The 4,609-nt window shown below is 53.0% G+C and carries 6 protein-coding genes and 1 tRNA gene; 4 read left to right on the forward strand and 3 right to left on the reverse strand.

Features of this window, described 5'->3' with window-relative positions:
* Nucleotides 1-2,099, forward strand: a 2,099-nt coding sequence (locus tag ACLL9E_RS05195) for a M16 family metallopeptidase (RefSeq protein WP_411290680.1), incomplete at its 5' end; no start/stop codon positions are given.
* 13 nt (nt 2,100-2,112) lie between these two features.
* Here the strand turns inward: ACLL9E_RS05195 and ACLL9E_RS05200 are convergent.
* Nucleotides 2,113-2,265 (reverse strand): hypothetical protein, encoded by a 153-nt coding sequence (locus ACLL9E_RS05200; RefSeq protein WP_411290681.1) that lies wholly within the window; start codon nt 2,263-2,265, stop codon nt 2,113-2,115.
* 178 nt (nt 2,266-2,443) lie between these two features.
* Here ACLL9E_RS05200 and purS point away from each other — a divergent pair, with 178 nt between their 5' ends.
* Together purS and purQ are read left to right on the forward strand one after the other, a co-directional pair.
* Nucleotides 2,444-2,674: a phosphoribosylformylglycinamidine synthase subunit PurS gene (gene purS, locus ACLL9E_RS05205; protein ID WP_411290682.1), complete on the forward strand. Its 231-nt coding sequence runs from the start codon at nt 2,444-2,446 to the stop codon at nt 2,672-2,674.
* Complete coding sequence (gene purQ, locus ACLL9E_RS05210) at nt 2,674-3,339, forward strand: phosphoribosylformylglycinamidine synthase subunit PurQ (RefSeq protein ID WP_411290683.1); 666 nt, start codon at nt 2,674-2,676, stop codon at nt 3,337-3,339. The genes purS and purQ overlap by 1 nt, the downstream gene beginning before the upstream one ends.
* Here the strand turns inward: purQ and ACLL9E_RS05215 are convergent.
* Complete coding sequence (locus ACLL9E_RS05215) at nt 3,292-3,696, reverse strand: hypothetical protein (RefSeq protein WP_411290684.1); 405 nt, start codon at nt 3,694-3,696, stop codon at nt 3,292-3,294. The two genes, purQ and ACLL9E_RS05215, sit on opposite strands and share 48 nt — an antisense overlap.
* A 6-nt stretch (nt 3,697-3,702) precedes the next feature.
* Nucleotides 3,703-4,434 (reverse strand): queuosine precursor transporter, encoded by a 732-nt coding sequence (locus tag ACLL9E_RS05220; protein ID WP_411290685.1) that lies wholly within the window; start codon nt 4,432-4,434, stop codon nt 3,703-3,705.
* Nucleotides 4,435-4,492: 58 nt separating this feature from the next.
* Here ACLL9E_RS05220 and ACLL9E_RS05225 point away from each other — a divergent pair.
* Nucleotides 4,493-4,569: transfer RNA gene (locus tag ACLL9E_RS05225), tRNA-Arg, on the forward strand.
* The last annotated feature ends 40 nt before the right edge of the window (nt 4,570-4,609 follow it).

A 4,609-nucleotide genomic window follows, 5' to 3' on the forward strand; every position in this document is an offset into this window, starting at 1 on the left:
CAAAATTCGCTGACTGGACCGTCGCGGCGCCACCTTTAGGCGACATTGATCGCTGCACACTCGATACAACCCGCAGCCTGTCGGCGCAGAGCTTCGTACATCCCGAAGTGAGCGAGAGCATGGGCGTCCAACAATTTTTGCAAGATCGCCGTCGACCCGATACGGTGGAACGCGCAATGATTGAACTGCGGATGGACATCGCCAATGCCATCATATCAAAACGCATGACCCGTCGGTCCCGCGATGAAGATGTTCCTTTTCTAGGCGGTGGTGTAAATTTCAATTTCGGTTTGTGCGAGCAATATGCGGCGATTGGCTATGGTGTTGCCGGAAAAGACGGAAGTTGGCGGGCAATTCTGGCATTTACAGAACAGACTGTTCGTCAAGCGGTAGAGTATGGCTTTGGTGAGTCGGAAATCGCTGAACAACTGAAACGTCTCGACGCGCAATATGAAAATAACGCGAAGGACGAAGGCACTGAATCAAGCGGCGCAATCGCCAATGCCTTGATTGCGCTGGACGACGATGTCTACAATTCTGACGGATATCGTCAGTTGCTATGGCGGCAGTTACGGCCCTTTATGACGCAGGCAACTATAAACGCTGAAATTGCTTATTGGTTTGGACAGATGAGCGCACCGCAGATTTTCCTCACCACCAAGCAGAGCGCTGGGGCGTCTCATGAGGAGATCATGACCGCTTACGCTGCAAGCAGGGCTACCCCTGTAGCAGCGCCAATAGCGCGTGCGGCCTCCGCGTTTGCTTATACCAATTTCGGCTCTGCTGGAACTGTCGTTGCGGATAACATCATTCCAGACCTTGGCATTCGTACTGTGCGCTTTGCGAACGGCGTGTTGCTAAACCTCAAAAAGACAGATTTTGAGGACAACCGGATCCGCTACTCGTTCCGCATTGACGGAGGCCAATTACATTTTGGCAAAGAAAATGCGGTGTTGGCGTGGCTGATGTCCGCAACATATGCGTCGGGCGGCCTTGAAGCGCATGATATTGAGGATTTGCGCTCGATTTTGGCCGGCACGACAGCCTCGCCCGCTTTTGGCGTTGCTGAAAATTATTTCGGGTCTGCGGGGGCTGTAGCGCCTGCAGACTTGGAACGACAGCTTCAGGTCATGGCAGCCTTCACCACATCGCCCGGCTATTCAGAAAATGCACTTCGGCTGTTCCGTCGTCCATTACCCGAATTATATGCGCGGTTGGACGCTGTGCCTGCATCTGCGCTCTCGTTCGCCATGGCGCGTATCATGACGGATGACGACCCCCGTTTCGCGCTTGCACCACTCAGCGAGATTCAAGCGGCAGATTTTAATATGCTAAAGGCCGCGCTGGGTGACGTTTTAAAGCAAAATCGGCTGGAAATAGCATTGGTTGGGGATCTGGACGAGGATGTAGCTATTGCGGCCGTTGCGCGCAGCTTTGGCGCCCTTCCCGACCGGGCAGCAGAAGGCCGCGATTACGGGGATCAGCTTCAACTGGGATGGAGCAGCGCCAAGGGGGACTTTGACATTCCCCATAGAGGCGAGGCGAACCAGATGGCGTGGCGTCGTGTCTGGACAACCACCGCGAACAAGGATCAGAAAGTAACGCAATCAATGGACCTTTTGGCGCGCATTATAACATTGCGCCTTACCGATGAGTTGCGCGAAAAGCTGGGAGCAACTTACAGTGTTTCCGCTAATTCCGATATGTCTGACCTATATACCATGCGGGGTGCGCTCTCGGTATCCACGAGCGGGGATCCCAAAGACCTTGCGACCATTGAACAGACCGTTGACCAAGTTATAGCCGAAATCGTAAAGGCACCAGTGGACGAGGACCTGTTTGCCCGCGCGCGCAAACCCGTACTTGAAAGCTATGCCGACTGGAAAAAACGCAACGATACGTGGCTGGGCGTTGCCGCTGAGGCACAGACCAATAGCGAAAGGCTAAATCGCTTCAGAGAGAATGAAACAAGTTTTACCTCTATTGTGGCCAATGACGTTTGGGCGCTGGCGAAACTTTACCTGAACCAGTCAGCGCAATTCACATTCCGAGCCTTGCCTGCTAAAATTGCCGGCAGCACAGCAGAGCCAGCCAAATAGCCCGGGCTTTGCCTTAGCCTTTGGTTTTATAGCCGCAGACGATGCCAAGAATAAATGCCAGGAAAAGGCCCAGTTGAACCTCATCACTTGGCGAACCGCTCCATCCCAAAAGTTCATGCCCAAAGGCGAATAGCCCGATGAACATAGCAGTAGCCAAACCAACCATCTGGTCCTCCGATCGGCAATATCGCCGCAATGACCAACTCATAGTTTACCATGTTATGCGTGACACCGTGAAAGCGGACTTTCGAAACATGGTTAAAATCTCGATAATGGCAGCTTACGCTTGAATCGCGCGTGACGACTTCTATAGAAAATGAAACAGCAAGACAGATGGGTCCGAGATGAAAACGCGCATTTTTGTAACGCTAAAAAACGGAGTTCTCGATCCACAGGGAAAGGCCATTCATCACGCAATTGAAGGGCTCGGGTTTTCCGGTGTGCATGATGTACGCGCTGGGCGCCTGATTGAAATCGAACATGAACCCGGTTTGTCAAAAGCAGACTTGGAAGCGATGTGCACCAAGCTGCTGGCAAATATGGTGATCGAGAATTTCGAGATCGAGCAAGCCTGATGCGCGCAGCGGTTATACAGTTCCCGGGGTCCAATTGCGACCGTGACATGGCCGTCGCCATTCGCGCCATTACAGGCGCAGAGACCTCTCTTATATGGCACCGGGCTTCGGAATTGCCGCAAGGGGTCGACCTCATCGCCATTCCCGGTGGCTTTTCTTATGGTGATTATTTGCGCTCCGGCGCAATGGCCGCCCGTTCGCCGATTATGCGCGCAGTCGTACAAGCGGCAGAACAGGGCGTACCTGTATTGGGTGTCTGCAATGGCTTCCAGATTTTAACAGAAGCAGGTCTGCTCCCCGGTGCGCTGATGCGTAATGCAGGTATCCGTTTCGTTTGCCGCACAGTCGCGTTGACTGTCGAAAACACCCACTCGGCATTTACCAGCGGCTATGCCGCCGCCGAAAAAATCCATATTCCTGTTGCCCATCATGACGGCAATTACTTTGCTGATGACCCTACTCTCGACCGGCTTGAAGGCGAAGGCCAAGTGGCATTTCGCTACGCCGAAACCGTCAATGGATCCGCGCGCAATATTGCTGGTGTGCTGAATAAGGCGGGCAATATATTGGGAATGATGCCGCACCCTGAACGGATGATCGACCCAGTACACGGCGGGTCAGGTGGTCGTCGCTTGTTCGAGGGGTTGGTGCGCCAGCTCGCTTGACTGGGGGCTGGCATGCTTGGCCTTAAGCTTAACCCGAGGGAATAAAAAGCGTCCAAGCACCAGTATAATCGTCGGCCAGAACATAGTATTATAAAGGTCGTGCAACGAAGCGTCCAAAGATGCCTCGCCCGGCGCCTCACCGCGCAGATCGGCATATTCATTGAACAGTTCCGCCACTAAAACGATCAACCAGCACCAGAGGCTGTCTGGCCGACGCCGCAGCACCACTGCGGAAACGAACAGAATTAACAATGAACCATGGACATGCATAGCGTCGTTGCTCAGTCCAACTCTTTCAATCAGCCGAATTTTATAGCCGATCCATAGCTCGGCCAAATGCTGTATTTTATCCTGCATGCTGTCCTAAACTTTGGTTTTAAAGGGGGAAAAATTCGTTCCCTCGTCGAATATGTCGACACCTTCTTTACGTTTTAGCCAGCCAACAACCATATAAGTTACCGGCGTCAGCACAATCTCCCAGCCCACTTTCAACAGCCAATTGGTGATCATAACGCTTATAACCTGCGTGTTGCTCCATATACCCCAAAATGCGAGCGGATAAAAAATGATGCTGTCTATACCCTGCCCTACGACCGTCGATCCGATCGTGCGGGTCCACAAATGTTTGCCACCGGTCCAGATTTTCATCCGCGCCATGACATAGCTATTGAGGAACTCGCCTGCCCAAAACGCGGTGATGGAGGCAAAGACGATCCGCCAGACTTGGCCGAACACGGCTTCATACGCTGCTTGCCCCTCCCAACCCGGTGCAGGCGGTAAAGCGACAACGACCCAACTCATGAACGCCATGAACAACAAAGCTCCAAAGCCAGCCCAGATAACGCGCCGCGCCCGGGCATAGCCATAAACCTCGGTAAGAACGTCGCCGATGACGTATCCCAAGGGAAAGAATAATATTCCTGCCCCGAATATCCATTGCTCGCCGTTGATATTCAGCGCCGCAGGTTTTGCCGCCCCGATAACGTTCGATAACAACAATATGGCGACAAAGGCCGCCATGACGAAATCATAATAGCGAAAATGTCGGCCAGTTACCGCGCTTGCGCTTTCCGAGATAATTGGGGCGTCGTGCATGAAACGACATAAGCAGCTTTGCGTTCGCACGCAAAGCCGTTATTGCACCGCACAGCGCGCGCCCTTAGCTCAGCTGGATAGAGCGCGAGACTTCTAATCTTGAGGCCACAGGTTCGACTCCTGTAGGGCGCGCCACGCAGTCCTTAAAATCACAGTTATCCAGAGACTTTTGATG

The organism is Sphingorhabdus sp., assembly GCF_046596595.1.
GTDB lineage: Bacteria > Pseudomonadota > Alphaproteobacteria > Sphingomonadales > Sphingomonadaceae > Sphingorhabdus_B.

Excerpts from the sequence above, each read along its gene's own strand:
- ACLL9E_RS05200 (WP_411290681.1), bottom strand. The coding sequence starts at position 2,265 with ATGGTTGGTTTGGCTACTGCTATGTTCATCGGGCTATTCGCCTTTGGG.
- purS (WP_411290682.1), top strand. The coding sequence starts at position 2,444 with ATGAAAACGCGCATTTTTGTAACGCTAAAAAACGGAGTTCTCGATCCA.
- purQ (WP_411290683.1), top strand. The coding sequence starts at position 2,674 with ATGCGCGCAGCGGTTATACAGTTCCCGGGGTCCAATTGCGACCGTGAC.
- ACLL9E_RS05215 (WP_411290684.1), bottom strand. The coding sequence starts at position 3,696 with ATGCAGGATAAAATACAGCATTTGGCCGAGCTATGGATCGGCTATAAA.
- ACLL9E_RS05220 (WP_411290685.1), bottom strand. The coding sequence starts at position 4,434 with ATGCACGACGCCCCAATTATCTCGGAAAGCGCAAGCGCGGTAACTGGC.